Origin of the sequence: Vibrio mytili, from assembly GCF_000830505.1 — a bacterium.
Lineage (GTDB): Bacteria > Pseudomonadota > Gammaproteobacteria > Enterobacterales > Vibrionaceae > Vibrio > Vibrio mytili.
The window spans coordinates 74320-100057 of record NZ_JXOK01000015.1; the positions used below are offsets into that span (position 1 = coordinate 74320).

Genomic DNA, 25738 nt, shown 5'->3' on the forward strand with positions numbered 1-25738 from the left:
GAACATCCATTAAACAGAGTGATATTTAGCATTTTAAATTTTTAAGGGTCCATTATGTATTTGATCTACGTGAGCCATACTCGGTTCCTTATTATTGTTTCTTCAATTTAATCGCTTGCATTAGTGTGGTTAGGGCAACCCAAAGCATCGTAACAATGCATACAAACCAAATGATTCCAACAAATATGAGCCATACTGACTCACTACTTTCTGATCCATTTGGCATCGTTATTCCTCCCAACGCGGCAGCAGCGATCATAGCTATAAGACTTAACGCCCAGCGCTTTGAAAAATCTTTAGCGAGTGACTCCCATTCCTCATTTTGGGCTTTAAACCAACAAACCAAACCAATTACTAATGGGCCTATAAAGAAAAAATCCAGCATTAAAAACCCTTTTTTAGAAACGTACTACCGTAACATCAACATTATCGAGCAATACACCATCCATTAGACTTGGTGTAGTCACGACATTTCTCCTGTAGTAAGTGAAAGCTTCTTATCATCGCTAAAGAACATCCATTCTCCGTTAAATCGTTCGGCCAACTCTTTCGCAGTGATATCTCCAGGCATGAACATACAACCAGAAACAGAACCGCTATTCTTTGACAAGTATCTGTTTAAAGCAGACATACCTGCCGAAAGTAATGTGTCGTAGTGGCTATCGTCGTACTGTGAGATCTCCAGAGCTAACTTAACAACGGACTCATTGTGACTAGAATTCAACAAGGCTACGGTTTTTTTCTTGTTTCCCAACAAGTCGCGTACTTTCTCAACTGTTGGTTCATAACCTAAAACCAATTCAATAGATTCAACTATCCGAGCTGTAAACTCTAAGAACGCGGGATCAGACTCTTTTGAAAGTTGTTTTGTAATAACGCTCAGTGCATTGCTCATAGCCAACTCCTGTAATTTTTAGTGTTTTATCAGTATTTCATTTGGTTGGATTTCTAAAGAACCAAGATCGCACTCAAACTGTAATGAGATTCCCTGATCGTGTGCGATGGCTATCATGTACCTAGCCATACATGAGAGTGCCTCTTGTGTCCCAAGCTCTACCGTTGCCGCAGCCATCTGCTCACAGAATGCCCAGTTCTTTTGCTTATTCATTATCGGAGCCTCGCTACTTTTTTAGATACAAGGGCAATCATGTCCCTACCTACGCTATATACCAATGGGAGTAATTGCCCTTTTCTGTACAAACTAGCGGGTATTTTCAGGATTGATCAAAGCCAATCGCGCAGACAGACTTGAACTCATTTTTTGAATAGTGTTGTTCAATGTAACAATCAGATTTGAACTCGTAACGTTTATTAACGACTTGCTAACCCCATAAAATTCTGGATATTTTTCAGGGTTTAGGTTTTCTAAATGAGCAACCAGTCGCATTGCTTCACCTTTGCTCATACAGCTCAGGTTTATCACATGGGCTTTTGCTATAACGTGTAGCAACTTATCTTCAAAGTCCCGGTAAAATTGGCTTTCTTGCTTCAATTCTGAATCCATTATCAGTACATCTCCTATTACTCATTGACCTTGATTGCGAACACGCTAACGGGAGCATTACCAAAATGAGGGTGAGTAATAACCATCTCCTCAAAACCTTTCCACGGTCGAACTAAAATCTTCTCGGTATCCCCAGATTTTGGATAGCCAAGCTTGATATGCACCTCATCATACTCGCGGCCCTCCAGTCGTTTCCGCCAGTAATCCGTTTGAAGACGATATTCATACTTCTTTTCCCCGGTTTGCATTTGTCTGAAATACAGAGCTTTCACAGGGAGATGAAGAACTTTCATTTGAGACCTCCAAAAAACTAAAGGAGCTACCTCCTCAATATTACAGTATCATTTTATAATACTTATAAAGTTTTAAAAGTCTACAGGCATAAAAAAGCCCCGGCGCAATGCCAGGGCTAATTTGAGGTTGGATATTACAATCAGAGCTTTCCGTGCCGCAAGATGAACTTCTCTCGGTCCAAAATACCCCAGTCCGTTATCATATAGTAGCCTGTAGCTCCTCGCTCTCCCCTCGATTCACGGATGAATATAATTTTCATATCAAACTCATCACGAAGCATCGCCAGTTGGCGTTTAATAGTGGACTCAGGAATCTTGGTCTCTGAATGGAGATCGTGCAAGCTGGGCTTATCTAACTTAGACAGCGCATTTACCAGTTCAAACTTGCGACTCATATCCTGAGATAACTTCATCTAAATCCCGCGAGAAACCCCGTCCTTCTAGGGCGAGGAGGGATAGAGGTTGCTCCGAAGGAGCAAAAACTACCCGATTGGTTAATGTTAATATTTACTTTCACAAAAACAACTGTATTCTTGTGAACTATGAAAGAGATCGCTATTAAACAACGCTTTTACCCAACGACTGAACAGGCTCAATTGCTTGCGCAGACTTTCGGCTGTGCGTTTCGTTTACAACGCGATCCTTAAATGGCGTACCGACGCTTTCTACAACGAAAGCAAAAAGGTTAACTACAACACGGCAAGCTCTAAGCTGACCGAACTCAAGAAGCAAACTGAGTTTGAATGGCTTAACAGCGTGTCGTGTGTACCGCTCCAACAATCTTTGCGCCATCAACAAACTGCGTTTAAGAACTTCTTTGAAGGAAGGGCGAAGTATCCAGCCTTTAAGAAGAAGCGCAGCAAGCAAAGCGCAGAATTCACGAAGTCGGCGTTTAAGTTCAAAGATGGCAATATCTACATTGCCAAGTCCAAACAGCCGCTTGATATTCGCTGGTCGCGTGAACTTCCTAGCGAACCAACTACCGTCACTATCTCGAAAGACAGTGCAGGCCGCTACTTCGTGTCTATGCTGTGCCGCTTCGAGCCTAAACCACTGCCTGTTACCAAAAAGACAACGGGTATTGATTTGGGTTTGACCGACCTTGTGATTACCGCTGACGGGTTTAAATCTGGCAATCCCCGCCATACTGCAAAGTACGAGAAGAAATTGGCTCAGGCGCAACGCCGCCTTTCCAAGAAGAAGAAAGGAACTGCCAACTTCCACAAAGCCAGAATCAAAGTTGCTCGCATTCAGGCGAAGATTGCCGACTGCCGCCGCGACTTTACCCACAAACTCACCACTACGTTGATAAACGAAAACCAAGTGATTAGCTGTGAGAGTTTGAGCGTTAAAAACATGGTCAAGAATCCGCGACTTGCTAAGGCCATTGGTGACGCCAATTGGGGCGAAATGGTTAGGCAGCTTGAGTACAAAGCAGAATGGCGCGGCAGAACACTTGTCCAGATTGACAAGTGGTATCCGTCTAGTAAGCGTTGTAATTGCTGTGGTCACGTAGTTGATTCTCTACCGTTACATATAAGGCATTGGACTTGTCCAGCGTGTGAAGCGCGCTTAGACCGTGATACCAATGCCGCTATTAATATCAAAGCCGCTGGGCAAGCGGTGTTAGCTTGTGGAGCGTAAGTAAGTCCCGATTGTTCTAATGAACTTCGGGCATAACGCCTTGAAACAAGAATCCCCTTCTAGGGAGGGGAGCAGTCAATCCATACTTACCTTACTCAACGCTTACGAGCTCGATGTCAGTCACCGCTACTTTAATTGGCTTTACTTCCTTTTTCTCACCAACAAGAGTCTTAACCCAAACCACATTTGGTTCAGTAGCAATACGATCTGTCATCAGTACACCACGCTTATTTTCACTCTCACCGATAATGTTAACGGTGATGACTAACTTACCTGGGTCAGCCCCTTTCCAGTCTTTACCTTTTGCAAGAGGAGGTTCAATGCCTTCTTCTTCGGCATCATCGGTTGAATCATCACTTTCATCAACCTGCTTATCACCCGGCGCGTTTGTATCGCCTTGAGATGAAGCATCATCAGAAGTAAATTCCTCTCCCGTAGCTTGATGAACAACATTATCACCCGTTGTATCATCAGAACTTTCCATATCACTTTGTGTAAAGTTGCCACCCTTCTCTTCACCCAATTCTGAGTCAGAATTCGAATTATTATCCTGCTCAGAGTTATTGGTTACTGCACCATCTTCATTTGAAGTTGGTTCATCACCATTCTTGATACGTTTTGCATCATTCAACAACTCACGACTTTGCTTACGTGTCATGCCATCACTCATAGCAACGGCACAGACAGCCCGGCATCGCTCTTCATTCAGTTCGAATAGCAAACGTAAGTTATTGAGTGTTTCCGTATCAGCTGTAATGTCATTATCGTATAATTCTCGAACGCAGTCAGGCATTTTTAATAATGAAAGGTGCGTTGAAACAAAAATTGTGTTCTTACCGATACGTTTTGCAACGTCTTTTTGCTGCCACCCTTTATCAATGAATACTTGTAAAGCATTAGCAATTTCAAGTGCAGTCAAATCATCGCGCTGAATATTCTCTATCAATTCTCCCGCTGTTTCGTCCAAGTCCGTTTGTTCTTTTTCGTTAACAACGATGTCAATTGTTGGAATATCTTTGGCTTTACATGCTCTCCAGCGACGTTCGCCTTTTTGAATGACATATTTGCCGTCTTCATTTTTCGGGTAGACCACAATCGCGGATTGCTGGCCTTCTTCCAAAATTGAATCACCCAGTTCCTCGATATTACGGAACCGTTTACGAACCTGTTCTTTTGAAATAACTTCATCAACAGGAACCGTCAGAATTACCTTACCATCTGGCTGCTTTTTTTGGGCGGCTTGAGCTAACTGGTTGAGGTTTTTTAGGTTATTTAGTTTCATCTTAACCTACCTTCTCTACAATCTCGTCCAGCACCGCTCGCACTTCTTTTGCTGCTACATGACCATAGCGAAGAGACCATACTGGAACTCCATCTGTAGTTGCAGAATCAAGCGGTGGACGGTGTTGAATAATGTTACTAAAGATCAACTCTGGGATAGCTTTTTTCAGCTCAGTAAACGATTTGTTGTGGTTCACTGAACGATCCATATCGTTGATGACAATGCCCAGGATTTCTAAGTTTTGATTGTGCTGTTGCTGAACACCGATAATGGTCGTCAGCAAGCCCTCTACACCATCAACCGCAAAGCCAGATAGTTTTACAGGACATACAACATGCGTCGCAATCATCAGTGCAGCAACCAGCTTACGTCCAAGACTCGGTGGGCAATCAATCAACACGTAATCATAGTCTTTGATTAGTTCTTTTAAATGTCGAGCTGGGTTCATTGCTTGTTCCAATGGCACTGCCTCCATCTCAAACAAATCCGGATCGTTTTTGGGCGTGTAAATCAAATCAACACCACATGGACACTCCGTTACTTGAATGCTTGAGCAGTTATCAAGGAACAATTCAGCTACTTTAGTACCGCTATATACTGGCTCGTAGCTGCCATCTTCCAACTCCACACGAGGAGCCAAACGTGAAGATGTATTACCCTGACCATCGAAATCCAGTACCAGGACTTTTTTCTTTTTTTCTGCCAAATCGAAGGCTTGCTGGATACAGATAGTACTTTTACCCACGCCTCCCTTCTGATTGGCATAGGCGATAGCTTTTGCCATGTTTACCTCGCTCTCCGATTGCAAATGAGATTCCTAGTGACGAAACATCGGCACTTTCACATGTGAAAGATTCTAACACTCACTTTATGATACTGCAATGTCATATCGTGGTACTAACATAACAATTACAGATAAAAAACGGCCTCAAAGGGCCGCGAGAAAAATCATCAATGTTTAGGTGAGCTGTATCGACAGAACAATGTGCATCCTGTCTCAATCCAATATTACCTTGCGCTTGTTTTTTTTCGGTTAGCAAGTCTTCTTTATTTTCTTGGTTCTGTATTGGATTATTGTCAGCCAAATCCTCAATAGCTACTGGGATCTGTGGAATTACTGGGCGTCTAGACCTGACGTAATACTCCCTTGCTAGTTCAATATCAGCGACAGGATGCAAAAGTTAAAGTTTGATCATTTTTAAGGTGCATTGTTACCAGAAGCACTGTGGAAATGACAAAGGCTGCTCAATCTCTAGCAAACTTTTGGACAATTATTGGTTAGAGTTATCACTCTATTAAAATCTAACTACCTACAAAAATTGATTACTTATGCACAAGTAGTCAATTTTGAGAGCTTAGAAATTATGTTTTGCCTAATAACTCCAGTCTTCATACGCCAGCGGTAAGCTATTGAGCAAACTTCTCCGTTCGCGCCAATCTTGTAAATGCTCATCCATCAGCGCTCGGAAACGGTCGTTGTGGTGACGTTCTAATAGATGGGTAAGCTCATGAACTAGAATGAACTCCAAGCACTCTGGCGGCTTTTTAGCTAGCTCAAGGTTCAGCCAGATACGTTTGTCTGTGCTATTACAGCTACCCCACTTGGTTTTCATTTTCTTGATGCCCACATCATTGGCTTCAACCCCCAATTTTTCTTGCCACAAAGGTAAAAGCGTAGACAATGAGGCTTTGATTTCAGACCGATAAAACTCATTAAGCAACTTTAAACGATTCTCTGTTGTAGTTTTACTCGCAACACCAAGCTCAATACGATTACTTTTTACCGCAACGTGATGTTTACCTGGTGCTTCTACAACTCTCAGCAAATAACGTTGCCCCCAAAGGTAGTGACTCTCACCACTGATCATTTCCCTAACGGATTGACGACGCTGACTTGCAAAATCCGCTTGTTGCTGCTTGATCCATGCAAGCTTATTAATCACAGCTAAGCGAATGGCTTGATCACTTGTTGCGACAGGCACGGACAGTCTCACCGCGCCATTGGGTGGCAATACGCTTAAGTGAATGTTGGTTATCGCTTTACGGTTAACGGTGAGCTCAATACCAGCAATGGTTACCTCAAAACTGTCGGTCGTAGCCATCAATGGTATTCTCTTTGCGCCTTGATGATATCCATCATACGGTCCAACTGTTCATCAATTGCATCATCATCGTCCATCCCAAAATCTTTAGTGGCCTCTAGAATGGCATTTTCAATTTTGCGCTCTTTGAAAGTATCACCAAGCCAATCAGCCTCTTTGTTCAACCGAACAGCTGTATCGACTTGTGTAGTGAGCACCTCATCATTACCAAAATTGTCATATAGCGCTTGTTTTGCAAGAGTATCAACGGAATCTGGATAATTGTAGGCTGTGTTACTTGTCGGGTTGACGACTTTTTTGGCTAATGCTCGTATTTTCTCTAAATACTCTTGATAGCTAATGACTTGTTCACGTCTCTGCTTAATCAGCTCATCAAGCAGCGTCGCCATACTTTCAAAGTATTTAGGGTTTACTGGGTTTTCATCGACAATCGTCTTGCGAACGTTGTTCTCTATAGCTTCTGCCATTGCCTCTTCGTTTTTACGAATGTCTTCAGGCAATGAATCCAACCCCTTACCGCCATTATTTACCACTAAATCGATCAACCCAAACTCTTCAAAGTCCATCAGAGTTTCACTGTCATCTGCACGAATATACATGTCGAGCAATTGACGCATCGCGGGCTCAAAGCGCTTCATTTCCAGTAAGTCGCCGCTACTCAACTTCACTTCATCCCTAACTTTTTCAAAATAGGCGACTTCTTGTTTGATACTTTGTGCTTCCTCAGCGGTATAGCCCGCTTGCGCCATTTCGTTGGCTAGATTGGTATAGGAGCGGATAAGCTTTGCGACCGCTTGGTATAGGGTTAATCGCAGTGCTTCCTTTTCACTTCGCTCATCTTCATTGGTTGATTCAGCACCCGACTCACCAACAAAATAGTGCATGAAGGCTTGAGTATCCCTAGGGGCTTTCACTGGCTCACAGAGGCTCGCGCCACTTCTAGTGCATTATCTAAGTCAGTTCTTGCTTCCTTGAGTCGGTCTTTTAAAAGACCCGCTACATCTTCATCGTCATAGCCGTCAAAAGCCTCGGCGGTATAGTCTTTAATCGCTTTATCCAGAGAACGGAACAGATCTTTATAATCAACAATATAGCCATAGTCTTTATCGTCCCCATCCAGCCTATTTACACGACAGATTGCCTGAAATAAATTGTGGTCGGCCATTTTTTTATCGATGTAAAGGTAGGTAGCCGATGGTGCGTCAAACCCTGTTAATAGTTTGTCAACGACGATCAACAAACGCATTTGACCAGGCTCTTTAATAAAGCGCTCTTTCACTTTCAGCTCAAACTCTTCAACCCGTTTTGCCGCTTCCTCTTCACTTTGCTCAAAGTAATCTGCAAGCATTTTGCGGTAGGTTTCATATTTAAACAGCTTTTCTGTTTGACCCTCGCCAGACTCTTCGCCTTTGCTCGAGCTTGCCGTCGGTTGGTAACTGGTGACAATCGCACATTTACCCGCAAGATCAGTTTTGCTAAATAGATCGAATACAACACAAGCTTGATGAACACTGGCACAAACCAACATAGCATTGCCTCGACCAGAGAGCAGTGCAGGCTTTCGCTTCATATCCAGCCAAATATCCATCACAATACGTTCAAGCCTCGATTTGCTCGAGAGGACCTTCTGCATCGTGCCCCATTTCTCTTTGAGTTGTATCTTAGCGAGGTTCGAGAGCCCCTGAGTGTTGGTATCAAACCAAGTATCCACCCCTTTATTCGATGTTAAGTGCTGATCAATATCGCGGGCTTCATAACGTAAATCTAGCACCACACCATCGCTCACCGCCTCATCAAATTTGTAGGTATGAATATAAGGACCAAATACCTCTAGAGACTTTTTCTTGTCCTTTTTCATCAGTGGCGTACCTGTAAAACCAATAAACATGGCCTCAGGTAAAATTGCTTTCATCGCCTCATGAAGCTTTCCAGACTGGGTTCGATGACACTCATCCACCAACACAAACAAGTTACCCTTTGCACTAAAATCATCTGGCAAAGCACCTTTTAAGTCCTTGAGAAACTCATCAGTAGTCTCGTTTTTTTCGCTTTCAGTTGGCTCTTCACCGTTTCGGGGGTCAGTTCACGAAACGGAAAAAATTGTACGCTAAGCCTTTGGCATCAATGATATCGACACCATTTTTTCCACAATTCATAAAGTTGCGCAGTAATTAGTCGACGACTGGCCCTTGCTAAATAATTTTCATTTCAGCATGAGTTGTGCTTTAAAAATTCAATTCTGCAACTACACTCATTGGGCGAACAGAGCGAGAAATCCGCCGTTAATTCCAATAGCGGGTACGCGAATGAATATCAGCTCTTAGGGGAATATTATGTTAAATTGTCTATTCACCGCTGAAGAACTAACCCCCCAATAACCCCTGCGCAAAATGCCCAGTAGCAAACGCCAGCCCCGCTGCGGCCGTACCCATGATCAAAGTCCGGAGTCCTGATCGCATTGCTGGTAAGCCATAGACGATACTTTTAAGCATTCCGATACCCAAGAAGACGACGCCTGCCAAACCAAGACTCGTCAGGAACTGAATCTGACTCTCCATACCCGGGATGGCATAAGGCAGTAAAGGTAAAGCACCAACCGACAAAAATGCGGCGAAGGTAGTCAACGCGGCTCGGCGTGGGCTGAGTCCGGCACCCGAGAGTCCGTACTCTTCTCGCAACATGGTTGCTACCCACACATCGGGATTACGACTGATAGCCTCCACTACTTGCTCCAGCAATTCGCCGTCGAATCCCTTCGCCTGAAACAGCTGGCGAATTTCCTCACGTTCACCTTCTGGCACAGCACGGATATGTTCACGTTCTGTGCGTTCAGCAAATTTGATCTGATTCAACTGCGCCTGGCCCGCTTCGTAATTACTTACCGCCATGCTGAAGCCGTCTGCAATCAGGTTTGCAAAGCCGAGTACCAACGCAACCTGTGGCGAGAAACCTGCGCCGAACGCACCCGATACAACCGCAAACGTTGTAACGCAGCCATCGATGCCGCCAAGCACAGCATCTGGTAGCGTCGAGGCCTTAACGGGACCAGCAAGCCGTGCACGAACGGCATTAGGCTGGTGCTCGCTGAGCAGTCTTTCATTTTCTGTGGATGGCATCTTTCAGCTTCCTGTTCAGGACGCGATTTGGTGCTTTGGGATTATAGGCTCAGTTCGACCTTGTCACTTTATCTGTCAATATACATCTTCAAGATAACGTCCCTGGCCTCTCAGAGTTTCAATATCGATGTGCAAGGGTTTGAGAATGTCTTCTATAACCTGCCGCACAGCCGCCGCCATATCCCGGCCACCACAGACCAGTATCTGCGCACCGGTGTTAACCATCTGTCGCACGGCTAATTCATCCTGTTTGAGCTTATCCTGCACGTAGGCGCGCTCGTCTGTTCTTGAGAAGGCTGTGTTCAGCCCGCTCAGTCGATGATCCTCAAGATAGCGCCCAAGCTCAGGTTGGTAGAGAAAATCTGACCTGGCATCGCGACCGCCCCAGTACAGATACATAGGGTTGCAACTGGTATTGTTTCTGATGAAACCGGTTAACGGACCAATCCCGGCACCTGCACCGACAAGAATCACTGGTCGGTTACCGGTAGCTGGCCGAAAGCCTGGATTGGGGCGGATGAAGCCATCGATACAATCACCCGGCTTGAGGTCATGCAAATAACCGGAGCAAAGACCGCCGGCCTGCTTACGGACGCATATCTCAACAATTTCGTCATTTGCCGAGGACGCGAGCGAGTAGAACCGCGGGGGTTGACCGTGTGGGGGAATAACCCCCAAAAGGTCTCCCGCCTCGAACGGTGGCAGCGCTTTAAATCTTCTTGGAGAAGCCGTTAGCCATCCGCCCTGCTCCGCCGGTTTGAACCGGAAGATACTGGTGGGCGCCTGAACCGCAATCCCGTAATCCGCCCTTTCTACCAGTTCCAGTTTGACCGTTGCTGGCTGCAATGCACAGTAGTTCAAGAAAAGCGGAGTACCGATAACCTCACCAACCCGGTTTCCCCACTCACTGAATTGCGAGGCAGAACACCGATCAATCAGTTCAATGGCGTGCAAACGGCTGACGCCTTTACCGGCGAGCGCAGCATCCACCGACAAGGCAAACTGACAGAAGTTCGGAAACTGCCGGTCACCAAAACCCAGTACCGTGTATCGCAGGTTCTTCTCAGCCCGGAATTCTTTGAGCCTGGCCATAAACTGCCGGGCCGATGCGGGTGCATCACCATCACCGTATGTCGAAGTCAGCACGAACAGCCTGGAAGCCTGCGGATACTGCTTAGCCAGGGCATTCATCTCGCTGCAATGCACGCGGAAACCGGCCTTATTCAGGCTGCTATGGAGTTCCTGGGCAAATCCCCAGGTGGCATTACCTTCGGAGCCGACCAGAATAATTGTATCCGCCTGAGCGGCATCGGCGTTGTCAGGAAGCTGCCCTGAAGACCGGCGACGCTGCCACCAGATGGTTGCACCTGTTATCGAGAGAGCTGGCACAGTCAGTGCCGCAGCGCCAAGAATCAGGCCAAGCCACCATAGGCCTTCACCGGTGTGCAAACGTACAATCCAGTCCTGCAATACGCCGCTGTCAGAGCGCGGCTGGAACTGCAGCAACTCGCCCGTAGCCTGGTCCACGAATCCGGAGCCGCCGGCGGTTGACAGCGAATAGACGTCCTGCGGATCACCGGGATAGGGAAACACCAGTTCCCGGAGTTCGCCAAGATCGAAATTGCCTAGCGCTTTTAAGGTGCCCACAGGCGATGGTTGCCCGCCCGAGACCTCAGCCGGAAACCCTGGCCCTGTGTCAGGCGCTTCCGGCAGCAAACCAAAGCGCTGTGCCGACATATAGCTACCGGTCAGTGCGGATAACAGTAGGCCGAGCACGGCAAACCGGGCCAGCTCGGCATGGATTCGTTTCCCGCCTGAGCCGGAAAGCGGTCTTAGTATATTCTTCCAACCCCCGGTACGCCGGGCTATCAACAATATTCCCGAAAGACACAGAAGTACCATCAAAGCAGCTAATACGCCGGCCAGCGCTCTACCGGCATCATCCAGCATAAACGCACGGTGCAGGTCCTTGACCCAGCCAAAAAATGCGGAAGGTTCGTAGGGTGCGGTGCCCTCACCTGTTACCGGATTCACCAGATCCGCACCGGCCTGGCCGTCACGGCTGTAATAGACAATGACCTTGCCAGAAGGCTCTCGCACGATCTGCTCAGTCCCGGGATAGTGAGCAACGACCCGGTCTGCCAGCTCGGCAATACTGACTTCACCGGAAGCCGGAATGACCGCTGACACTCTATCCAGCGTCGGAGCCAAAGCCAACACAGCTCCCGTGACCGAGAGAACGATCAGGAACACGCCTGCAAGCAAACCCGGTAAACTGTGGAACTTGCGCAACATAATAGTCGATGCTCCTGGTGAATTATTGAAGCTCGTAGGTCAGAGCGCGCACGTAACCACGTCCTGAAACCGGCTTTCCGGACCCTTCGGTGGTCAGGGGGGCTATCACATCGGCTCTGATATCGCGCATATCTTCAACAGCAGAGTCGACTCGAACCTCATAGCCGTTGTCGATCAGCGAATCATCGAGGTTCAGAGTCACTTTCAGCGTGCGGCCACTGGTAACACTGGCGCCAGTCAAGCCGTCATACTCTGCAGGATCAAGCCCACTGCCCCGGGCCCAGCCTCCCAGGTGTTTGTAGTATTTAGATTTCTTCCCGGAAACCCAAAGGGTACCCTGATACTCTCCGGCGGCATCGGTAAGATACAGAGCCAGATAGGCTCCATCGCCACCGTAATTCTGTAGTTCCGTAGTGAAGGTCACGTCACGGGCCTGGGCGAATACCGGTAAAGCCAAGGCGGCGAAAAGGCTGCAAGTGAGAACAAACGTTTTCATAAATGGTCTCCAAAAACCTGATGAACGTTAAAGGAACAGGGCAAATTCGCTCAGTTACTCAACGGTAACCGTGGGACGCCCCTTGACGATGCCGTTGCGTGGCGCCTGACTTTTGGGATTGTCCTGTCCATTTTTCCTGTTGCCGCGGTCCCTCTCCTCATCGTCACTGTCTTCACGCTCCCATTTCATCATGGTCAATGAAGCGGGCGCGAAAGAGGCTTCTGCCCTGACCCCATCGGCATCGAGGCCCCGGACTTCATAACAACCGTCGTCAACCTTTATTCGGTGAACTGTCCAGCCTTCGGCTTCCAGCTTTTCACGCAGATTTTCACGGGGCTGCCAACTCGCCACCGGATCATCGCAGTCGTCATCGGCCAGTGCGGTGCCGCTCAGAAGTAACAAAGACAGGCTCAGAATAATGGGTTTGGTCTTCATGGTGTCTCTCCTGCTGGTTGTGTTAAATCCACTCTAAGGCGCTAACCTGACAACGACCTGAACAAACGAGGCCATTTCAGCGGAACTGAAAAGCTTCTTTATGGAAGCGAGTCAGGCGGAAGGGTGCTGCCCGCAAGCCGTTTCTAATGGCTTCCCCCAGCCTGCCGGGCCGCAGAACCAGACCTCTGCGCCTGCTGCCGAGCGTCCGTTGGTAGACAACGTCTCGGCAGACAACCCCTGCCCCTTGCTGCTGTCATGAATCTCGAGATGTATCCCGGGAAAGCCATCGCAAAGCGCCCGAAGTCGATCCACCATGGAATCCTGGCCGGCGTTGCGCGTGCAGTAATGCAGATCGGCTTCAGGCACGGTGGCGTCGGTGGCGCTGCTTAGAGCTTCGAGCCAGGCCAGAAACGGCGTGATCCCGATGCCACCGGCTATCCAGATCTGGTGGGATTTGCGGTTGCGGCGATCGAAGTTAAAACAGCCGTAAGGGCCTTCTATATTTACGGTTTGCCCCACGCTGATTTTCTGGCTCAGATTGCGGGTAAAGTCTCCGAGGGATTTGATGAGGAAGGTAACAGTGCCATTTTCCCGATCCGCACTGGCGATGGTGAACGGTGCGCACCCTCAATCCGGTCGAAGGTCACAAAGGCGAATTGCCCCGCACGGTGACCGGGCCATGCCGGCCCCATGTGGCAGGTAACTTCGGTGACGTCCCGGTCTGGAGTTTTGATCGCGGTGACCATACCGCGAACCTGGCGACGACGACCAACTCTGCCGGTCAGAGATAGCCCGCTGGCGATGCTCCCGCCAAAGAGCAAAATGGCCATCAGTAGTCCGATTGGCTGCTGCCACCATTGCAGCGGAGTCAGCCACGCCGCGTGGAAAGCGAGCAACAGATAAAGCACCGGCATGCCGCGATGCAAATAACGCCAGTATTTGTAGGGAAACTTGCGCCACAAAGTGATCAACAGCATGGCGAACAGCAGATAGACGGCGAACTCCCCTACCTCTTCCGCAGCATCGCGCATGGTGTCGATGAACCCGGAATAATCCTGATCGTGCAGCCTGCCGGCCTTTCCGAAAATCGACTCTATAACATCGTCACCCATTTCAATCAGCCAATGAGCTGCCGCGAATACCACTGCCAGAATGCCCGCCCATTTGTGGGTGCGATAGATCTGATCCAACCCGCCCAGCGGTCTCTCCAACCAGGCTGGGCGCAGAGCCAGCATCATGGTCAGTGACATCAGAGCAATGGATAACAGCCCACTGAGCAGCAGGCTCTGGTCATAGACTGCCCAGGGAGAACCGGCCCCAGGACCTGCAAAGAGGTTCCAGCCCATAGGCCCAAAACCAACACAACGAAAGGAAAAATCATCCGCATCATCACATCTCCTGCGATCGGTACCTGGAATATTCCCCCGAAGGCTAGCGCCCAAACCTGACAGCCAGCTGAAGGTCGGTGAAGAGAGATCGAAGCGTTATTGACCATTCAGCTGGCTGTCAGGTTTGAGCTGTAGTATCTTGATTCCAGGGCTGGGTCAGAGGTGAACGATGCGGGTACTTTTGGTGGAGGATACGGTGGGATTGGGCGAGGCGGTCCGGGATCAGATTGCGGACGACGGCCACGCTGTGGACTGGGTGCAAACGCTGGGCTTTGCCGAGGCGAGTGTCAGGACACACCCTACGACCTGATTCTGCTGGACCTGATGCTCCCCGACGGTCATGGCTTGGGCTTTTTGCGAACACTCCGGGCTACCGGAAAAACAACACCGGTGATCATTCTTACTGCCAAGGATCAGGTGTCTGACCGGATTGAAGGATTAAATGCCGGTGCTGACGACTACCTGGTCAAACCCTTTGATCTTTCGGAGCTGTCGGCCCGCGTGGCCGCGGTGGCTCGCCGATATCGCGGCAATCCAAGCCCGATTATACAAGTGGGCGAGCTGATGATTGATCTTGGCGATCACCGCATCAGTCGCAACGGCCTGCCGGTAGAACTTACGGCACGGGAGTGGGCATTGTTTGAGGGCTTTATCCAGCGACCCGGAATGCTGTTATCGCGATCGCAACTGGAGGATCGTCTATACGCTTTCGGGGCCGAAATCGAAAGTAACACCATCGAAGTTTATGTCAGCCGTCTGCGTAAAAAGCTCGGGCGGGACGCTATCGTAACCGTCAGGGGAATGGCTATCGCCTGGAAACACATGACCACTAGAACCAGCCTGCAAAAAACACTCGGTATCGGCCTGACACTCGGTGTCACCCTACTCTGGCTGTTGGGCGTGACCGCTTCGGGACTGGTGGCACAGCATGAAATGAACGAGGTCTTCGACAGTGCCCTGGAAGAAACCGCCCAGCGCATACTGCCACTGGCGGTCACCGACATCCTGAACCGTGAGAACGGCGCGGGCAATCAAAAGGCCCCAGCCCTGAAAGACCATGACGAATACCTGACCTATCTGGTACGGGACGAAGCTGGAAATATTCTGCTCCAGTCCCACGATGCCGACCCTGGCGTGTTTAGCAGGACCCCCGCGGAAGGGTTTTCAGATACTCTGACCCACCGGCTATATGGCGTATCTGCAGTCAGCTATACCATCTATCTTGAAGTGGCCGAACCCTTGGCGCACCGGCGTGAATCCGCTCTGGAGGCGGGATTAGCCTTACTGTTGCCTTTACTGGTGCTGATTCCGGTCAGCCTGTTGGGTGTCTGGTGGATTGTCCGGCTTTCCCTTCGTAAGGTGGTCGATTTTCAGCAAGACATTGAATCCCGCGGCGCGGGAGATCTGTCCCCTGTTGTAGAAGAGCAGTTACCCCGTGAATTTGAACCAATCGCCGGTGCCATCAACCGGCTGCTTGAGCGTTTGCATCGTGCTCTCGAATCAGAACGCAGCTTTACCGCCAACAGTGCCCATGAACTGCGAACTCCCCTGGCAACAGCGCTTGCCAAAGTGCAGCGACTGAAAACCAGAATGCCCGATGATTATCTCAAGAATGATGTTGCAGAAATTGAAGAAGCGTTACGCAGTCTCTCGGTGCTGTCCGGAAAACTGCTCGAGTTGGCAAAAGCAGAAGGTGGCGGTGCACTCTCACAAAGCCAGCAGGATCTTGTGCCCATCCTCGCGATGATTGCCCGGGATTTTGAGGCCCAGGCACCCGGGCGAGTTGTTTTATCCCTGCCGGAGCGCGAAGTGAACTCCTTTCTTGATCCCGATGCCTTCGCCATCCTGGTGCGTAACCTGATCGAGAATGCCCTTAAGCATGGTTCCCGTAGCGAGCCGGTGAAGATCAACCTGAACGATAATGGGGTTTTAAGGGTCTGCAATGGCGGTGCAAGAGTGCCACCGGAACAGCTCGCTCTTTTAAGAAACCGGTTTGCACGCGCCAAAACGGACGCTGCAGGTTCTGGCCTGGGCCTCGCGATTGCCGATGCGATTGCTAAAGGTGCCGGCATGACCCTGCATCTCAGATCGCCGGCAACAGGACGGCAGGATGGTTTTGAAGCGGAGCTGAATCTGGTATGTATCTGACACTCACCGACATTGTGCTGCTGACGAGCATCATTCAATCGCTGGCTCTTGCCGTTTTTCTCCTACTTCCATCCAACAGTGGGCTCATATCTAACCGACTCCTGGTTGCCACTCTGGTGTTCTTCGCCGCCGGGCTGGGAGAGATCTTCCTCTATGGCAGCGGGCTTGCGCTCCAGTACCCAAACTTCGCCTACCTCGGAACACTCATCGGACTTCTACAAGCCGGCACGCTCTATCTATATGCGCAATCGCTGATGTATCAGAATTTCCAGTTACGCGGGAAGCATCTCGTGCACACGTTGCTCTTCTGGGTGGTCGGCGCAATTTTTCTGATTGAATATTATTTACAGCCAAGCGAGACCAAAGTTCAGATTCTGCTTGAACGGGACCACCCGGGCGTACTTACCTCTCCCCTTCTTGCAGTCGCTATTCACGCGGTCTTTCTGGGCTACCTGTACGCGACTATTCGTGCGATTAACCGTTTCGGCCTTGGTATTCGACAGATTTTCTCGAGTATTGAAAACAAACAACTTGCGTGGTTACGGACGCTTCTGATCGGCTATGCAGTGGCTTGGACCGTGAGCATGATGTACTGCCTTACAGCGCATGTGTTTAGAAGCGTGCCCGGAACCGAGTGGGTGGCCGGCGCTGGCGCTGTAACGGGCTTCATTTTCATCAATTTTCTGATGATAAACTCTCTTCGCCAACCCGTTGTTTTCTCTGGATTGGCAGCAGACCAGGCCGCCTTGCTGGAAGAAGAGCCCACGCCGCAGTTTGATCAAACTTTAAAGGTCAGGCTCCAACAGTTAATGCACCAGGAAAAGCCCCACTTGCACCCCAACCTGACCCTGGAACAACTTTCACGGAAATTGGGCGCCCCTTCAAGAGAGGTTTCACGGGCCATTAACCAAGGCTTTGGCTGCAATTTCTTTGAGTTCGTCAGTCGCTATCGCATCGACGAGGCGAAATCGCGCCTGGCCGATGCAGCCAATCAGGCAAATATTCTGCAGATCATGTATGACTCTGGCTTCAACTCGAAGTCCGTATTCAATACTGCTTTCAAGAAAGAGACAGGATTTACCCCCAGTGAATATCGCCGACGAACCCTGCAGGGCGATATTCGCCCCGAGCCTCCATCCTGAACCTGGCAATCAGACGTTCGAGTACGCTCCCACCCGATACTGAAATCTCTAACTAACTGAATTGTTTATTTTTATTTCTAAACCATGGAATCGGTTCGGTTTCGTACTTGCGAACGCTTCTTTGGCCTGCCTTCCGTACTCTGATTGCCAAGCGTCACCAAACCCGGTGCTCGTGAAGCTCAACGCAATATGAAGAGGTCATGTATGAAAACCAAATTACGCAAAACTGCTGTTCCCGCAGTGGCCGCAGCAATCTTCAGCCTGATGTTTGCCGGTAGCGCCCAAGCTCATTGTGATGCTCTGGACGGTCCCGTGATTACCGAAGCCCGTGCGGCACTGGAGTCAGGCAATGTTAAGCCCTTGCTCAAATGGGTGCCGGCAAAGGATGAGGCCGAAATCAAAAGGGTATTCGCCGATGTGCGCCAAGTCCGCGGGCAAAGCGAAACTGCGAAAAACATTGCCGATCAGCATCTGTTCTCGACGCTCGTTGAGGTGCATCGTGCCTCCGAAGGCGCACCCTTTACCGGCATCAAGCCTTCCGGACAGATTGATCCGGGTTTAATGGCGGCGGATGCGGCGTTGGAAAACGGGCAAATTGATCGCCTCGTGGCAAATATAACCCGCAAGATCGAGAACGGTATTCGTGAGCGTTATCATGAGGCTCAGCGTGCAAGGGCCATGGCTGATCAAAGCGGCGATAAGGGGCGTGCCTTTGTCGCTGACTACGTCAATTACATGCACTATATAGAGGGCGTGCATGGCGCTGCTGGAGGGCAGGGGCACCAGGGGCACTAATTCCTATCTTCACGCAGACGCAAAGCAGGCTGACGGCCTGCTTTGCCGTTGTATTCATTTCCAGTTTCGCCTTCGGCTGAATTGGTACCATCATTCTATTAAGGCGCATCAAAAAACATAAATGAAGCCAACACCAATCTCCGCTTCATAATCATTCCGGGATATCGGGCAGCCATATTACTAACTGAGGGGCGTGCTGTGTTTTATCTAATTTCGGTATTTCCGCAATTAGAGAAAAAAATTCCAAGCGCCAGGTATGGAAGGCGTATCAGCGCGTTAAATCAAATCGAGGTGCGGCCGGTGTAGATGGCCAGACGATTCAGGACTTTGATCGAGACTTAAGTAAGAACCTCTATCTAATTTGGAATCGGATGTCGTCCGGCAGCTATTTCCCACCGTCCGTCAAAGCAGTTCCAATTCCGAAGAAAAGTGGAGGAGAAAGATTGCTCGGGGTACCCACGGTTAGCGATCGTATAGCGCAAACTGTGGTTACTATGACGCTGGAACCTATCCTGGAACCTGTCTTTCATGTGGACTCGTACGGGTATCGGCGCGGGAAATCCCCGCATGATGCGCTTGCGATCACGCGAAAGCGGTGCTGGGAAAGGGACTGGGTGCTGGAGTATGACATCCGTGGCTTGTTTGATCATATTGATCATGAGCTATTGCTCAAGGCCCTTGACCACCATTGCTCTGAATCCTGGGTGCTGCTGTATGTGAGGCGCTGGCTAACGGCACCGATGCAGACGAAAGATGGTAAGCAGGAACGACGGAACGTTGGCACACCACAAGGTGGCCCGTTATCGCCAGTTCTGGCAAACCTGTTTCGGCATTATGCATTGGATCGTTGGCTGACCGTTCGTCATCCGGATATCCCATTCTGCCGATATGCAGATGACGGAATACTGCGTTGTCGAAGTGAGCGTGAGGCTCAGTATCTGCATTCCCAGCTAGATATGCGTGAGGTGGACCCAATAGCTATTCACAGAGATGCCCAACAAACGAGTATACTGGCCTGTGTTTGTCCAGGCTGCTCGGATAAATCACCATCAGCTCCTTGCTAAGGCCAGGCTCACTCACGGGAATAGCCACCAGACTTCCATTTTGGACCTCCTCCCGTACAGAACTTTCAAGCACCAACGATGCGCCAAGTCCGACCTTAACCGCTTGCTTGACGGCTTCGGTGCTACCCAGCTGCATAGATACCGTCGGAAATGGCCCATGCTCACCGAAGTAGGTCGCCAAAAGCCGGCCAGTGCCGGTGCCGGGTTCGCCGCCGATCAGAGCCATGTTAGACAGCGTATCGCGGTCGATATCGGTTCGACGGGCTAACGGGTGACCAGGCGGAACGATTAGAACAACGGGCTCGTTACGCCACGCCTGAGCATGGAATCCGGGTAGATCATGCCACCACTCCATAATCGCCACGTCCAGCTCACCGTCCGATAAATGCCGTGCAATAGTCGGATTGGAATCTATTACCACATCCACCTCGGGCCCTACGCCCAGCTCCTTGTAACGACGGATGTAGGGCTGGAGCATATAAATCCCAATATTGGAGCTCGCCCCAACGCGAAGTCGAGCCTCCATAATGGAAGATCTCGCCTGCTCCTCCAGCCGGAGCAGACTTCGGGCAAAAGGCAACAAGGTTAAGGCAGCCCGGGTTGGCTCACAGCCAGAGCGCCCCCTGTGGACCAATAAAACGCCAAGTTGGTTTTCGAGTTTTTGAAGGTGCTGGGACAGTGTGGGTTGTGCGATGTCCAACTGGCGGGCTGCGGCCTGAAACCCGTTGTGGTCCAGCACCGCCACGAAACTCTTCAGCCAGACAAGATTCAGCATGGGCCGCTCTCGCGGCCACTGGGATCATTGATCGCATCACCCGGCCGCTCACCCCGAAGCACTTGCAGAATGTTCCGAGCAGCGCGTTGCTCGATAGCCAGACGCACCTGGCTGACTGCCGATCCGATGTGAGCAGTAAACAGCGTGTTGGGGTGGGCCCTGAGCCCCTGGGCGATCTCCCTCGGACGATCTTCTCTCGCCCAATCTTCCATCTCAAACACATCAGCGGCGTACCCCCCCAACTGACCGGATTGAAGCGCTTGCAGAACACTACCCTCATCCACCACAGATCCACGGCAGGGATTGATAAGGAATGCGCCCGGTTTCATTCCTGTTAGCGTTTCGCGATTAATGGTGTGGAGGGTTTGCTCATTGAGCGCCAGTGCCAGGATCACAATATCTGACTGGGCCAGCAGCATCTTGAGGGGAGTATGGGACAAACCCAGTGCCTGCTCATGCTGCACGGGTAAACGTTCCGGCTGGGAATAGATTAAATCCGCTCCCCATCCGTTCAGGCGCTGCGCCACCGCTTGGCCGATGGCCCCCATACCCACAATACCAATCCGTGAGCCTTCGATCCCCTGCCCATAGAAGCGTGGTGTCCAGCCAGTAAATTCACCGGATCGAACGAAGTGGTCCGCCGCCTTGACTTGTCGGGTGAGACTGATCGTCAGCCCGACCGCTAGCTCTGCAGTAGGCACGGTTAGCAAATCCGGTACAAATGTCAGCCAAACCCCATGACGCGTGCAGGCATCCACATCAAAGTTGTCATAGCCTTTCAGGGCTGCACCAATCACCTTCAAGCGCGGACACCCCTGTAGGAACTCCACTCCAACTCGGTCTGGCATGAACGCCATCATCGCATCAGCGTCTGCAACGCGCGCAGCCACTTCCTCCTGGGGCAACGTGGCGCCGGATTGGTTGGTGACCAGCTCGCAATCTTGGGCAAGTTCATCCAGAACACTGTCATGGATCTTATGGGTTATCACAATCTTGGGTTTCATAGACGGTCCTTATTTGAATTTCTTACGAAGGCGGCCACTGAGACTGTCCACGACGGTGACCATCAACAAGATGACAATGAGAATGGCGCTGACTTCCTGATACTGCATGATTCTCAGCGAGCCCATCAATTCGAAGCCAATACCACCGGCACCCACCATGCCCATTACGGTCGAGGCACGGAAATTGTATTCCCAGCGATAAATGGACACGTCCGCGAATTGAGGAAGTACTTGTGGCAGCACGGCGTGATAGAGCACCTGCAAGCGAGTAGCGCCGGCAGCATCGGCCGCTTCCACTGGCGCCTCATCTACATGCTCAATCGCTTCGGCAAAAAACTTTCCAACCATGCCAATGGAGTGAAGACCGAGCGCCAGTACGCCAGGCAACGCCCCAAAACCAACAGCAGCCACGAAGATGATGCCCATGATTAGTTCCGGGACTGAACGCAAACCGTTTAAAAGGGTTCGAGTTACTTGGAACACCACCGGATGTGGAGAGGTGTTGCGCGCAGCCAGGAATGCCAGTGGCACAGACAAGGTTACTGCAATGGCAGTACCGGCAATGCTCATCGCAAGCGTGTCGATTAACGGCGACACCCAGCTGGCCACATTGGTGAAGTCAGGTGGAAGAGATTCGCCAATGAGTGTGCCTATGGCTGGCACGCCATTGGCAAGTGTATTGAAATTGAGCAGCCCTACGTGCCAACTTGCGACAAAAATGATGAGCAGCACTAACAGCGACTGTCCGAGTTTTTTCCGCCAGCCTTTCGCGTGCTCATCCAGCACGGAGGCCGACGGGGCCGCGACAGAGTCGCCGGTTCCTTCGTTGTATAGTTCATGGGGCACTCCTCACATTTTTGCGAAATCAAGATTGAGCAGGCCACCCATAGCGCGGATGACATCGTAATCTTCGTCGGTAATTGCCGCGAATCCCTCAGCCTTCAGGTTGTCGAGAATCTCCGGGTCATCGATCTGCAGAAAGGCTTTCTGAATGTTGCTCTTCAGCTCAGGGGCCAGGTTCGAACGCATGGCCCAGGGGTATTGAGGAAAGTCACCGCTGTAGCCCAGCACTTTGACCTTGCTCCGATCAATCAAACCGCTGTCCATCACATGCTCGAAGATAACTTCGGACAACCCTCCGGCGTCGGCATTGCCATTGGCGACGTTAACCGCAACAGCGTCATGGCTACCGACGAAATGAGCCTCATAGTCCTTTCCGGCTTCGAGCTCTGCCTTCTCAAGGAGTACGGTCTTGGGGATCAGGTGGCTGGAAGTGGATGCGCGGTCACCGTAGGCCATTTTCTTGCCTTTGATATCCGCGAAGGAGCCAACGCCAGAGTCCGCATTGGCAATAATGATGGAGCGATAAGTCGGCTTCCCGTCTACCACCATGGCGGCAAAGGGTTCAATGTCACTCTTACTCTTGGCCATCACATAGGACAACGGACCAAAGTAAGCCAGGTCAATTCGGCCAAAACGCATGGCTTCGATCATGGAGGAGTAATCGGTGGTAACAATCAGTTCTACTTCCTTACCAAGAGTGGTTTCCAGGTAATCCTTCAAAGGTTGGTTTCGCTTGATCAGTTCTGACGCGTTCTCATCCGGCAGCAAGGCAACTTTCAAAAGATCAGGGTCTGTATCTGCGGCATGGGCTGACCAATGGATGCCGAGCATCATTATCAGAGCCAGCAAAGAGTGAATCATTGTCTTCATTGTGCTATCTCCAGTACGTCTGTCGTTATCGGGGTGGTCTTAGGTTTATGGATGGCTGGTTTGCCTTCCGCAGCTACCACGCTGGGTGAACGGTGGTAAATCTCGTCCAGGTGTTTCGATTTCAGGTTTTCAGGAGCATCGTCAAAAACGATATGAGCGTTCGAAAGGCCGATGATCCGGTCTGCAAAACGCTGGGCGTATTCCAATTGGTGCAAGGAAATAACCGCGGTGATTCCATCTTCCTGACAAATATCGCGCAGTAGGCCGAGTACCTTTTCAGAAGTGGCCGGATCCAGGCTGGCAACGGGCTCATCGGCAAGAATCATGGATGGTTGCTGCACCAATGCTCTGGCGATTCCAACCCGCTGCTGCTGGCCGCCGGACAACTGATCTACTCGGGAAAGCGCTTTGTCAGCCAGACCTACGCGGTCGAGGCATTGCAGAGCCAACTCCAGGTCCTGCCGGGGCAGGGGAAGCAGGCTTCGCCAAGTACCGTGATACGCAAGTCTGCCTGTCAGCACATTCTGTAACACGGTGTATCGTTCGATCAGCTGGTGATGCTGGAACACCATGGCGGTGCGGCTGCGGTGCTGTCGCAGGATTCTACGGTTGGTCAGTTCACCAAACTCGCCAGACACAACCTTCCCGGTTGTGGGCTTAACCAGGTGATTCAGTGAACGAAGCAGAGTGGATTTACCCGCGCCTGAAAGTCCCAGTAGCACGGTGAATTCGCCCTTGTGAAAGTGAACGTTGGTGGGTTTGAGCGCGAGGACGTTTCCCGGGTAGGTTACGCCCATACTCTCGACTCGAAGCATCACATTGGTTGATTGAGTTGGGGCCACAGTATCACCTTTTGCAATAAATAAGCTCGCCGTATTGCGAGTTACAATTGAACGATAAAGCTGAGAGATGACAACGTCGTGTCACTGATGTGACAGTTTGATGAAGTGCTTTTGGTTCGCAAGGATTTTCCGAAGGGCTCTGTGAAATACATGGAGCTCAGCCAAAGTGGAACGAGCCACCCAGGAGCTTAAGCAACAAAAATTGCGTTCCACCGTCAGTCGGCGAATCTCACGGTACAGTTCGTCCGTGCTGAGTTCATCGAATTGCTTACCGACTATACTCTTGCCTTCGAGGAGGTCGGACGCGCTCTCCAATAGGTCGCGCTTCCAGGTGCTGACTATGGTGGGGTGGATCTGGAAACGGGCAGCAATTCAAGGTGTGGCCTTAAGGGTGGGCAAGGACAGCCTTGCACTTACTAATTCGAAATAAAGTAAGCGAACATTACCCGGAGATATAAGCCAAATCCGGATGGCCAAAAAACGATTTCAATAGTCGTGGCAATTTTTGCAAACGTCGAAGCTGCCGGTAAACAGTGCTCCGAAGTTGTTCTTTGCTGTTAATGATCTTTTTACCGACGTGATGGTATTTGATATAGCCCCAAACAGACTCGTCAGGATTCAGCTCCGGCGAGTACGGCGGCAGGAAGAACAACCTGAGCTTGCCGTCGAGACTCTCAACATAGTCTCGAACCCGACGAGCATGATGAACCGGGTGGTTATCGAGGATCAGGAAAACCGGCTTGTCAACGTCTTGCACCAGAGCCTTGAGGAAACCAAGAAACGCATCGGTGTTCATGTTGCCCTGAATGGTCTTAAAGCGAAGCTCGCCGCGAGGCGAGATGGCCGAGATCAGATTGATGCTGAAGCGACTGCCCGTATTACGGATGATCGGAGTTTCACCCCTGGGTGCCCAGGTGGTGCCACTGTGATAATCAGACCGAATGCTGCTTCATCGCCGAAATAGATGGTGGCGCCGACTTTTTTTGCTTCCTTGCGAATTTCCGGGTAGGTCTCTTCTTTCCATTGTTTCACGGCCTCTGGCTTTTGCTGGTAGGCCCGATGCAGGGGTTTCTGAGGCGTCAGCCCCAGGTTTCGAAGCAGACGACCGACCGAGACATCGCTTAACCGGACGTTGAACTTTTGCCGGATGAGCTCACGCACTCGGCCCCGAGTCCACAGGGCAAAATCAAACTTCAACTGGTCCGGCGTAAAGGTCGTTATCCAGATATACAGCTCCCGGATCTGAGCACCGCTCAGTTTCTTGGGACGACCGGAAATCTGCTTGGCCTTGAGCGCGTCAAAGCCACCCTCGCGGTAGGCAGCCAGCCATTCATAGATTCGTGCTCGGCTCATCCCCAGCGCTTTGATGACGACTTCTGGACTCTCGCCATCCATGACCCGTTGAACGGCGCGAACGCGAATGGCTTCTAATGTTTTGTGATCAAGTTTACGACCGTCATCGTGGCGCATGTGTGTAAATATCCGATAAGCTTGGCGAACGGAGCCTACATTATAAATGATGTTCGCTTACTTTCGAACCCATTAGTAAATGGCTTTATTTTTTGTTAGCGTTTTCGTTCCATTGGGCGTCACACCCCCTTATAAAGGATATTTAATCTCAGAATCGTTTTTGGACAAAAATCATTTAGGGTCGATACACTAAATAACCCTCTATTCATTATTTAATGTACTCTGACCGA

The 25738-nt window shown here is 50.3% G+C and carries 28 protein-coding genes and 1 pseudogene; 6 read left to right on the top strand and 23 right to left on the bottom strand.

Annotated elements, in window-relative coordinates:
• Positions 1–91: 91 nt before the first annotated feature.
• From SU60_RS06180 to SU60_RS06205, 6 genes are all read right to left on the bottom strand, one after another.
• Positions 92–385, bottom strand: a complete 294-nt coding sequence (locus SU60_RS06180) for a hypothetical protein (protein ID WP_041154758.1) — start codon at positions 383–385, stop codon at positions 92–94.
• 78 nt (positions 386–463) lie between these two features.
• The gene (locus SU60_RS06185) at positions 464–895 is read right to left on the bottom strand and encodes a hypothetical protein (protein ID WP_041154759.1); all 432 of its coding nucleotides are present in this window, start codon (positions 893–895) and stop codon (positions 464–466) included.
• 18 nt (positions 896–913) lie between these two features.
• Positions 914–1108, bottom strand: coding sequence for a hypothetical protein (locus SU60_RS06190; protein WP_041154760.1), 195 nt, complete (start codon positions 1106–1108; stop codon positions 914–916).
• A gap of 93 nt (positions 1109–1201) precedes the next feature.
• On the bottom strand, positions 1202–1504 hold the full coding sequence (locus SU60_RS06195; protein ID WP_041154761.1) for a hypothetical protein: 303 nt from the start codon (positions 1502–1504) through the stop codon (positions 1202–1204).
• 17 nt (positions 1505–1521) lie between these two features.
• The gene (locus SU60_RS06200; RefSeq protein ID WP_041154762.1) at positions 1522–1797 is read right to left on the bottom strand and encodes a hypothetical protein; all 276 of its coding nucleotides are present in this window, start codon (positions 1795–1797) and stop codon (positions 1522–1524) included.
• Positions 1798–1937: 140 nt separating this feature from the next.
• Positions 1938–2210, bottom strand: a complete 273-nt coding sequence (locus tag SU60_RS06205) for a helix-turn-helix domain-containing protein (RefSeq protein ID WP_014386681.1) — start codon at positions 2208–2210, stop codon at positions 1938–1940.
• Between the two features lie 129 nt (positions 2211–2339).
• Between SU60_RS06205 and SU60_RS22290 the strand changes: the two genes are divergently transcribed.
• Both SU60_RS22290 and SU60_RS06210 read left to right on the top strand, forming a co-directional pair.
• Entirely contained in the window at positions 2340–2444 is a 105-nt protein-coding gene (locus SU60_RS22290) for a helix-turn-helix domain-containing protein (protein WP_243750269.1), read from the top strand.
• Positions 2398–3441: an RNA-guided endonuclease InsQ/TnpB family protein gene (locus SU60_RS06210; RefSeq protein ID WP_243750270.1), complete on the top strand. Its 1044-nt coding sequence runs from the start codon at positions 2398–2400 to the stop codon at positions 3439–3441. The genes SU60_RS22290 and SU60_RS06210 overlap by 47 nt, the downstream gene beginning before the upstream one ends.
• A 91-nt stretch (positions 3442–3532) precedes the next feature.
• On the opposite strand, the gene SU60_RS06215 is transcribed toward SU60_RS06210, so the two are convergent.
• From SU60_RS06215 to SU60_RS22090, 11 genes are all read right to left on the bottom strand, one after another.
• The gene (locus SU60_RS06215; RefSeq protein WP_041154763.1) at positions 3533–4723 is read right to left on the bottom strand and encodes a ParB/RepB/Spo0J family partition protein; all 1191 of its coding nucleotides are present in this window, start codon (positions 4721–4723) and stop codon (positions 3533–3535) included.
• 1 nt (position 4724) lies between these two features.
• The gene (locus tag SU60_RS06220; RefSeq protein ID WP_041154764.1) at positions 4725–5507 is read right to left on the bottom strand and encodes a ParA family protein; all 783 of its coding nucleotides are present in this window, start codon (positions 5505–5507) and stop codon (positions 4725–4727) included.
• Between the two features lie 589 nt (positions 5508–6096).
• Positions 6097–6825: a M48 family metallopeptidase gene (locus tag SU60_RS06225; RefSeq protein ID WP_041154765.1), complete on the bottom strand. Its 729-nt coding sequence runs from the start codon at positions 6823–6825 to the stop codon at positions 6097–6099.
• Positions 6825–7709, bottom strand: a complete 885-nt coding sequence (locus tag SU60_RS22295) for a hypothetical protein (RefSeq protein WP_245228368.1) — start codon at positions 7707–7709, stop codon at positions 6825–6827. The genes SU60_RS06225 and SU60_RS22295 overlap by 1 nt, the downstream gene beginning before the upstream one ends.
• Before the next feature lie 26 nt (positions 7710–7735).
• Positions 7736–8824 (bottom strand): HsdR family type I site-specific deoxyribonuclease, encoded by a 1089-nt coding sequence (locus tag SU60_RS22300; protein WP_245228369.1) that lies wholly within the window; start codon positions 8822–8824, stop codon positions 7736–7738.
• A gap of 364 nt (positions 8825–9188) precedes the next feature.
• Positions 9189–9941, bottom strand: a complete 753-nt coding sequence (locus tag SU60_RS06235; protein ID WP_011784790.1) for a VIT1/CCC1 transporter family protein — start codon at positions 9939–9941, stop codon at positions 9189–9191.
• A 75-nt stretch (positions 9942–10016) separates the two neighbouring features.
• Complete coding sequence (locus SU60_RS06240) at positions 10017–12236, bottom strand: PepSY domain-containing protein (protein WP_041154766.1); 2220 nt, start codon at positions 12234–12236, stop codon at positions 10017–10019.
• Between the two features lie 22 nt (positions 12237–12258).
• On the bottom strand, positions 12259–12732 hold the full coding sequence (locus SU60_RS06245) for a DUF2271 domain-containing protein (RefSeq protein WP_011784788.1): 474 nt from the start codon (positions 12730–12732) through the stop codon (positions 12259–12261).
• 54 nt (positions 12733–12786) lie between these two features.
• Positions 12787–13167: a PepSY domain-containing protein gene (locus SU60_RS06250; RefSeq protein WP_019677800.1), complete on the bottom strand. Its 381-nt coding sequence runs from the start codon at positions 13165–13167 to the stop codon at positions 12787–12789.
• A 111-nt stretch (positions 13168–13278) separates the two neighbouring features.
• Positions 13279–13776: a ferredoxin reductase domain-containing protein gene (locus SU60_RS22085; RefSeq protein WP_209419678.1), complete on the bottom strand. Its 498-nt coding sequence runs from the start codon at positions 13774–13776 to the stop codon at positions 13279–13281.
• Positions 13701–14513, bottom strand: a complete 813-nt coding sequence (locus tag SU60_RS22090; protein WP_209419670.1) for a ferric reductase-like transmembrane domain-containing protein — start codon at positions 14511–14513, stop codon at positions 13701–13703. The genes SU60_RS22085 and SU60_RS22090 overlap by 76 nt, the downstream gene beginning before the upstream one ends.
• A 204-nt stretch (positions 14514–14717) precedes the next feature.
• Between SU60_RS22090 and SU60_RS06265 the strand changes: the two genes are divergently transcribed.
• From SU60_RS06265 to SU60_RS21265, 4 genes are all read left to right on the top strand, one after another.
• Positions 14718–16703 carry a response regulator gene (locus SU60_RS06265; protein WP_425337371.1) on the top strand — a complete coding sequence of 662 codons (1986 nt, stop codon included), beginning with the start codon at positions 14718–14720 and terminating at the stop codon, positions 16701–16703.
• Positions 16694–17845, top strand: coding sequence for a helix-turn-helix domain-containing protein (locus tag SU60_RS06270; RefSeq protein ID WP_041154768.1), 1152 nt, complete (start codon positions 16694–16696; stop codon positions 17843–17845). Before SU60_RS06265 ends, SU60_RS06270 begins: the two co-directional genes overlap by 10 nt.
• Positions 17846–18049: 204 nt before the next feature.
• Positions 18050–18640, top strand: coding sequence for a DUF6448 family protein (locus tag SU60_RS06275; protein WP_041154769.1), 591 nt, complete (start codon positions 18050–18052; stop codon positions 18638–18640).
• Positions 18641–19011: 371 nt separating this feature from the next.
• Positions 19012–19704 carry a reverse transcriptase domain-containing protein gene (locus SU60_RS21265; RefSeq protein WP_084735639.1) on the top strand — a complete coding sequence of 231 codons (693 nt, stop codon included), beginning with the start codon at positions 19012–19014 and terminating at the stop codon, positions 19702–19704.
• Here the strand turns inward: SU60_RS21265 and SU60_RS06280 are convergent.
• From SU60_RS06280 to SU60_RS22880, 6 genes and pseudogenes are all read right to left on the bottom strand, one after another.
• Entirely contained in the window at positions 19619–20479 is an 861-nt protein-coding gene (locus tag SU60_RS06280; RefSeq protein ID WP_011783503.1) for a LysR family transcriptional regulator, read from the bottom strand. The genes SU60_RS21265 and SU60_RS06280 overlap by 86 nt on opposite strands.
• On the bottom strand, positions 20473–21483 hold the full coding sequence (locus tag SU60_RS06285) for a phosphonate dehydrogenase (RefSeq protein WP_041154770.1): 1011 nt from the start codon (positions 21481–21483) through the stop codon (positions 20473–20475). Before SU60_RS06285 ends, SU60_RS06280 begins: the two co-directional genes overlap by 7 nt.
• Before the next feature lie 9 nt (positions 21484–21492).
• Complete coding sequence (phnE, locus tag SU60_RS06290) at positions 21493–22329, bottom strand: phosphonate ABC transporter, permease protein PhnE (RefSeq protein ID WP_425337372.1); 837 nt, start codon at positions 22327–22329, stop codon at positions 21493–21495.
• Between the two features lie 3 nt (positions 22330–22332).
• Positions 22333–23196, bottom strand: a complete 864-nt coding sequence (gene phnD / locus SU60_RS06295; RefSeq protein WP_041154771.1) for a phosphate/phosphite/phosphonate ABC transporter substrate-binding protein — start codon at positions 23194–23196, stop codon at positions 22333–22335.
• A complete protein-coding gene (gene phnC, locus SU60_RS06300; protein WP_041154772.1) occupies positions 23193–24038 on the bottom strand; it encodes a phosphonate ABC transporter ATP-binding protein in 846 nt (281 codons plus the stop codon). The genes phnD and phnC overlap by 4 nt, the downstream gene beginning before the upstream one ends.
• Before the next feature lie 442 nt (positions 24039–24480).
• Positions 24481–25508: pseudogene (locus tag SU60_RS22880) on the bottom strand (IS630 family transposase).
• Positions 25509–25738 lie beyond the last annotated feature (230 nt).

What these genes read in the sequence shown, in the direction of transcription:
- SU60_RS06235 (WP_011784790.1), bottom strand. Translation starts at nt 9,941, where the DNA reads ATGCCATCCACAGAAAATGAAAGACTGCTCAGCGAGCACCAGCCTAAT.
- SU60_RS06240 (WP_041154766.1), bottom strand. Translation starts at nt 12,236, where the DNA reads ATGTTGCGCAAGTTCCACAGTTTACCGGGTTTGCTTGCAGGCGTGTTC.
- SU60_RS22090 (WP_209419670.1), bottom strand. Translation starts at nt 14,513, where the DNA reads ATGGGCTGGAACCTCTTTGCAGGTCCTGGGGCCGGTTCTCCCTGGGCA.
- SU60_RS22290 (WP_243750269.1), top strand. Translation starts at nt 2,340, where the DNA reads ATGAAAGAGATCGCTATTAAACAACGCTTTTACCCAACGACTGAACAG.
- SU60_RS06205 (WP_014386681.1), bottom strand. Translation starts at nt 2,210, where the DNA reads ATGAAGTTATCTCAGGATATGAGTCGCAAGTTTGAACTGGTAAATGCG.
- SU60_RS21265 (WP_084735639.1), top strand. Translation starts at nt 19,012, where the DNA reads ATGTCGTCCGGCAGCTATTTCCCACCGTCCGTCAAAGCAGTTCCAATT.
- SU60_RS06270 (WP_041154768.1), top strand. Translation starts at nt 16,694, where the DNA reads ATGTATCTGACACTCACCGACATTGTGCTGCTGACGAGCATCATTCAA.
- SU60_RS06280 (WP_011783503.1), bottom strand. Translation starts at nt 20,479, where the DNA reads ATGCTGAATCTTGTCTGGCTGAAGAGTTTCGTGGCGGTGCTGGACCAC.
- SU60_RS06275 (WP_041154769.1), top strand. Translation starts at nt 18,050, where the DNA reads ATGAAAACCAAATTACGCAAAACTGCTGTTCCCGCAGTGGCCGCAGCA.
- SU60_RS22295 (WP_245228368.1), bottom strand. Translation starts at nt 7,709, where the DNA reads ATGCACTATTTTGTTGGTGAGTCGGGTGCTGAATCAACCAATGAAGAT.
- SU60_RS06185 (WP_041154759.1), bottom strand. Translation starts at nt 895, where the DNA reads ATGAGCAATGCACTGAGCGTTATTACAAAACAACTTTCAAAAGAGTCT.
- SU60_RS06200 (WP_041154762.1), bottom strand. Translation starts at nt 1,797, where the DNA reads ATGAAAGTTCTTCATCTCCCTGTGAAAGCTCTGTATTTCAGACAAATG.
- SU60_RS06180 (WP_041154758.1), bottom strand. Translation starts at nt 385, where the DNA reads ATGCTGGATTTTTTCTTTATAGGCCCATTAGTAATTGGTTTGGTTTGT.
- SU60_RS06220 (WP_041154764.1), bottom strand. Translation starts at nt 5,507, where the DNA reads ATGGCAAAAGCTATCGCCTATGCCAATCAGAAGGGAGGCGTGGGTAAA.
- SU60_RS06225 (WP_041154765.1), bottom strand. Translation starts at nt 6,825, where the DNA reads ATGGCTACGACCGACAGTTTTGAGGTAACCATTGCTGGTATTGAGCTC.
- SU60_RS06215 (WP_041154763.1), bottom strand. Translation starts at nt 4,723, where the DNA reads ATGAAACTAAATAACCTAAAAAACCTCAACCAGTTAGCTCAAGCCGCC.
- SU60_RS06250 (WP_019677800.1), bottom strand. Translation starts at nt 13,167, where the DNA reads ATGAAGACCAAACCCATTATTCTGAGCCTGTCTTTGTTACTTCTGAGC.
- SU60_RS06195 (WP_041154761.1), bottom strand. Translation starts at nt 1,504, where the DNA reads ATGGATTCAGAATTGAAGCAAGAAAGCCAATTTTACCGGGACTTTGAA.
- phnD (WP_041154771.1), bottom strand. Translation starts at nt 23,196, where the DNA reads ATGAAGACAATGATTCACTCTTTGCTGGCTCTGATAATGATGCTCGGC.
- SU60_RS06285 (WP_041154770.1), bottom strand. Translation starts at nt 21,483, where the DNA reads ATGAAACCCAAGATTGTGATAACCCATAAGATCCATGACAGTGTTCTG.
- SU60_RS06245 (WP_011784788.1), bottom strand. Translation starts at nt 12,732, where the DNA reads ATGAAAACGTTTGTTCTCACTTGCAGCCTTTTCGCCGCCTTGGCTTTA.
- SU60_RS06190 (WP_041154760.1), bottom strand. Translation starts at nt 1,108, where the DNA reads ATGAATAAGCAAAAGAACTGGGCATTCTGTGAGCAGATGGCTGCGGCA.